Origin of the sequence: Xanthomonas sp. SHU 166 (assembly GCF_000364685.1) — a bacterium.
GTDB classification, from domain to species: domain Bacteria; phylum Pseudomonadota; class Gammaproteobacteria; order Xanthomonadales; family Xanthomonadaceae; genus Xanthomonas_A; species Xanthomonas_A sontii.
The window spans coordinates 1-4375 of the sequence record NZ_AQOJ01000723.1 but is presented as its reverse complement, the minus strand read 5'-3'; the positions used below and the strand labels follow the sequence as shown (position 1 = coordinate 4375).

Annotated in this window: 3 protein-coding genes; 2 read left to right on the top strand and 1 reads right to left on the bottom strand. The window is 71.9% G+C overall.

The window, feature by feature from the left end:
* Positions 1-1471, bottom strand: a 1471-nt coding sequence (locus D180_RS16835) for a radical SAM protein (RefSeq protein WP_017913720.1), incomplete at its 3' end; no start/stop codon positions are given.
* A gap of 185 nt (positions 1472-1656) precedes the next feature.
* Here D180_RS16835 and D180_RS16830 point away from each other — a divergent pair.
* Both D180_RS16830 and D180_RS16825 read left to right on the top strand, forming a co-directional pair.
* Complete coding sequence (locus D180_RS16830) at positions 1657-2718, top strand: Hpr(Ser) kinase/phosphatase (protein WP_017913719.1); 1062 nt, start codon at positions 1657-1659, stop codon at positions 2716-2718.
* Positions 2719-2817: 99 nt separating this feature from the next.
* Positions 2818-4375: ABC transporter ATP-binding protein (locus D180_RS16825; RefSeq protein ID WP_043091215.1), on the top strand; the 1558-nt coding region annotated here is incomplete at its 3' end.

The window sequence follows — 4375 nt, the reverse complement described above, 5'->3', positions numbered from 1 at the left end:
CGGCGGCGACCGCCTTGGCCGCCGGTGCTGGCGGCGCGTCGGTCCGATGCTCGGCTTCGCGCGCGATCAGCGCTGCCCAGTCGGCGTCCAGCGCCGCCCAGTCCTGCGCGTGCGTCGGCGCCGGGCGCGCATCCTCGCGGCATTGCAGGTCCACCTGCCGGTGCAGCAGATCGCGTACCTGGCGGTAGAACGCCGAATCGTAGGCGCCACGGAACATCATCGCCAGGTCGTCGCTGTCCTGCCAATGGGTCTTGCGCCCGAGCTGGTCCTTGACCTGCTGGTAGAACACGGTGCCGGGCAGCGGGTAGGACACGCTGACGCCGATGTCGTCCGGGCGCGCCTGCGCCACCAGCCGGCGCGTGGCGAGGATGTCGTCGAGTTGCTCGTCCAGGTAGCCCAGCTGCAGGAAGAAGCCGACGCGGATGCCCTGCGCGCCCAGCCGCTGGCGCGCGGCGATCACGCCGTCCACATCGGTGCCCTTGGTCATCTTGTCGAGGATGCGCTGGCTGCCGCTCTCCGCGCCGATCCAGGCCTCGCGGCAGCCGGCCCGCGCCAGGGCGGCGGTCATGCGCTCGCTGCACAGGTCGGCACGGGTCTGGATGGTGAAGGGCACCGCGCCGTCGGCGGCGGCCAGCGCATCGGCGAAGTCCTCCACCCAGTCCACGTGGAAGCCGAAGATGTCGTCGGCCATCCACACATGGTCGGGCGCGAAGCTGCGCTTGAGCTGGGTCATCTCCGCGGCCACGTCCTGCGCCTCGCGGCGCTTGTAGTGATTGCCCCAGATCGGCTTGGCGCACCAGTTGCAGCGGAACGGGCAGCCGCGCGAGGCGGCCATGTTCAGGCTGAAATGGCCGTGTCGCTGCTGCCAGAACGCGCGGTAGCGCGGGATATCCAGCAGGTCCCAGGCCGCCGTCACCGACAGCCGCGGATCCGGCGGCCGCGCGCCGATCTGCGCGCGCTTGAGTTGCGGCAGCACCGCGCTGGCCACCTCGGCGAGGCCGGCCACCCAGCGCGCCGGGTCGATGTCCGGTTCCGCCTGCAGCCGCGCCACCAGGTCCAGCAAGGCCGCGATGCCTTCGCCGATCAGCACCGCGTCGGCACCGGCCGCGAGGAACGCCTCCGGATGGTCAGAGGCGTCGGAGCCGGCGACGATCACCCGGCTGCCGCCGGCGCGCGCCTCGGCGATCATTCGGCACGCGGCCTCGCGCATCCGGCTCAGGCACATCTTGGTGAGGAAGTTGAAGTTGTCCTCGTAGAACACCACCAGGTCCGGCCGCTGCGTGCGGACGGCGTAGTCGTAGTCCTCCACGCCCTCGGCCAGCATCGCGTCGAACAGCGTCACCTGGTGTCCGTGCTGACGCAGCAGTGCCGCCACCTGCAGCGTGGCCAGCGGCGGGTACGGCTTGCCGCGTTCCCATTGCTTGGGGTCGTAGCGCAGGAAGTAGGAGTGGCTGACCTGGATCTTGAGCATCGGCGAAAGGTCTCGTTCGGCGCCGCGGGGGAGGGGCGCATGCAGCGATGGCCGCGCACAGGTGGCCGTGGCGGTAGGTGCCGGGGCTGCGCCGTTTGGTTGCGCGAAACACCGGCATGACCACGCGCAACCTTTGGTCGCGGCAGGCGCACCCACGCTGCATCCACCCAAGCGACTCTTCTCCGATGCAGCGATCGACCGTGCGTGTCCTGGACGTGGCAACAAGCGACCACGCCACGCCAGTCGTCGCTGCGGGCGGTGCCTGCGATCCGTTCCACACCCAGCTGCGGCGCCCCCACACCCTCAGCAAGCAGCTGCTCGGTGGACGCTTCCACTTCGAGAGCAACAGTCCGGCGCTGCTGGCCTTGGTGGAAGCGGCTTTCGGCGCGGTGCCGGCGCATCGCCTGCCGGAGAGCGCCGTGTTCCGCATCGAACTGACCCTGGTGGACCGCGGCGACGCGCCCTACGCGCTGGCAATGGAGCCGCCGCCGGTGCAGACCCATTCCGGCGCGGGCGTCCTGAGTGGCGTGATCGATGCGCACAACTACGTCGTGCTGGTGCCCGAGCAGCGCAGGGCGCTGGTGGTGGTGTCCGAAGACATGCTCGCGCACGCCTACCACGTGCGTTACGAACTGATCGAGTTCGCCGTGTTCGTGCTTGCCGCGCACGGCATGCGCCTGGTACCGCTGCACGGCGCTTGCGTCGGCCGCGACGGCCGCGGCGTGCTGCTGCTCGGCGGCAGCGGCGCCGGCAAGTCGACCCTGGCGCTGCACAGCCTGCTGCGCGGGCTGGAGTTCCTTGCCGAGGACGCGCTGTTCGTCGCCCCGCACTATCTGCTCGCCACCGGCATCGGCAACTTCCTGCATCTGCGGCCGGAACTGTTGCACCTGCTCGATCCGCAGACCCGCGCCTGGATCGCCGCGGCGCCGATGATCCGCCGCCGCAGCGGCGCGCTGAAGCACGAGGTGGACATCCGCCAGGGCGAGGGGCGCCTGGCACAGGCACCGTTGCGGCTGGCCGCGGCCGTGTTCGTCTCGGCCACCATGGCCGCCGATCCGCAGCAGCTGCTGCAGGCGATGCCCGACGCGGACGTGGCGGCACGCCTGGCCGCGGACCAACCCTACGCCGCGGGCCAGCCGCACTGGCCGTTGTTCGCGCGCCAGTTGCAGCGGCTGGGCGTGTACGAACTGCAGCGCGGCACGCATCCGGAGGCCTCGGTCGATGCGCTGCAGACACTGTTGGCCTGATCCCGTACCCGACCTGACGGCGCCTGCGACGCGCATCGCCGGCGCAAGGGAGTGGGGATGGCGCACCACGTCGATGGTCCGCCCCAAGGACACCCACCGATGAGCACACGTCCGGAACCGTCATCGCACTTGCTGCGCGCCTTCGTCGCCGTGCTCGGCCGCGGCGAACGCCTGCGCATTGCCGGGTACGTGCTGCTGTCGCTGCTCGGCGCGCTGGCCGGCGCGCTGGCGGCGGTCGCGCTGGTGCCGCTGGTGCAACCCGGCCATGTGCTGACCCTGGCCGGCCACGCCTTGCCGTTGCCGACCGGCTTCCTCGCGCAGACCCTGCTGTTCGTTGCCGCCAGCAGTGGCTTCGCCCTGCTGCGTTGGTGGGGCACACGACTGGCCGCGGACCTGGCCAGCCGCCACGCGCTGGACCTGCGCCGGCAGGTACATGCGCGGCTGCTGCAGGCGCCGCTGCCGGCCCTGGCCGATGCCAGCTCGGCGGAAATCGCCAACCTGCTCACCTACAACGTCGAGATCGTGGTGCAGGGCTTCAGCGCGCTGCTGCAACTGCTGGTGGCGGCGATCACTGCGGCGGTGAGCCTGGCCGCGGCGTTCCTGGTCTCGCCCATGCTGGTGCTGGCGCTGCCGCCGCTGCTGGCGCTGGGCCTGCTCGCCTTCCGCATCGCCGGCCACGAACAGGCCCGGGTCAGCCGCCAGTACGTCGCCGACATGACCCGGCTGTTCTGGCTCAGCGAGGATTTCCCGCGGCGCCTGCGCCACGTGCGCTCGTTCGCACGGGAGGCGCGCGAGCAGGAAGCCTACGAGGCGATCGCCGGTCGGCTCGCCTATGGCTACGCGCGCCAGCAGGCGCTGGTCGCCTCCGGCCGCCTGTTGCTGGAACTGGCGGCGGTGGCGGCCATCGCCGCGATCATGCTGCTGGCCGGGGTGTGGCACGGCATCGACCGCGGCGCGCTGATCACCGTCGGCCTGCTGCTGGGACGGCTGCTGCCGTACCTGGTCTCGACCCGGCAGAGCGTGCAGCAACTGCGCTCGGCCGCGCCTGCGCTGGAATTGTGGCAGCGCTACGTCGCGCTCAGCGCGCTGCCAACGCCACCTGGCACCGTGGCGGCACAGCCCAGTGCGGCGACAGCAGCGACGGCGCCGATCCAGATCGAACGCATCGGCCTGGCGCCGCCGCTGGCCGCGGTGGCCTTGACCGGTCTGGTTCTCGCGCCAGGCACACTGACCCTGATCAGCGGCCCATCCGGCGTCGGCAAGAGCAGCCTGATGGACGCGCTGGCCGGCATGGTCGCGCCACCGCAGTTCGCCGCGCACTGCGACGGCCGTGCGCTCGACTTCGCCGGCTATCGCGCCGCGCTGCAGCCCTTGGCCTATGTCGCCCAGGGCGTGCGGCCCTGGCAGCACAGCGTGCGGCAGTGCCTGGCCTGGGCGGCGCCAGCCGCGAGCGAGGCGGCGATGTGGGAAGCGCTGCGCGACGTCGGCCTGGCCGCGCGTCTGCAGGGCGGCGCCGGCCTGGACACCGCCGCACACGGCGCCGGCGCGCGCCTGTCCGGCGGCGAACTGCAGCGGTTGCTGCTCGCCCAGGTGCTGCTGCGGCAACCGCGCGTCGCCTTGCTCGACGAAGCCACCAGCGCGCTCGACGCCGCCGCCG

What these genes read in the sequence shown, in the direction of transcription:
- D180_RS16830 (WP_017913719.1), top strand. Translation starts at nt 1,657, where the DNA reads ATGCAGCGATCGACCGTGCGTGTCCTGGACGTGGCAACAAGCGACCAC.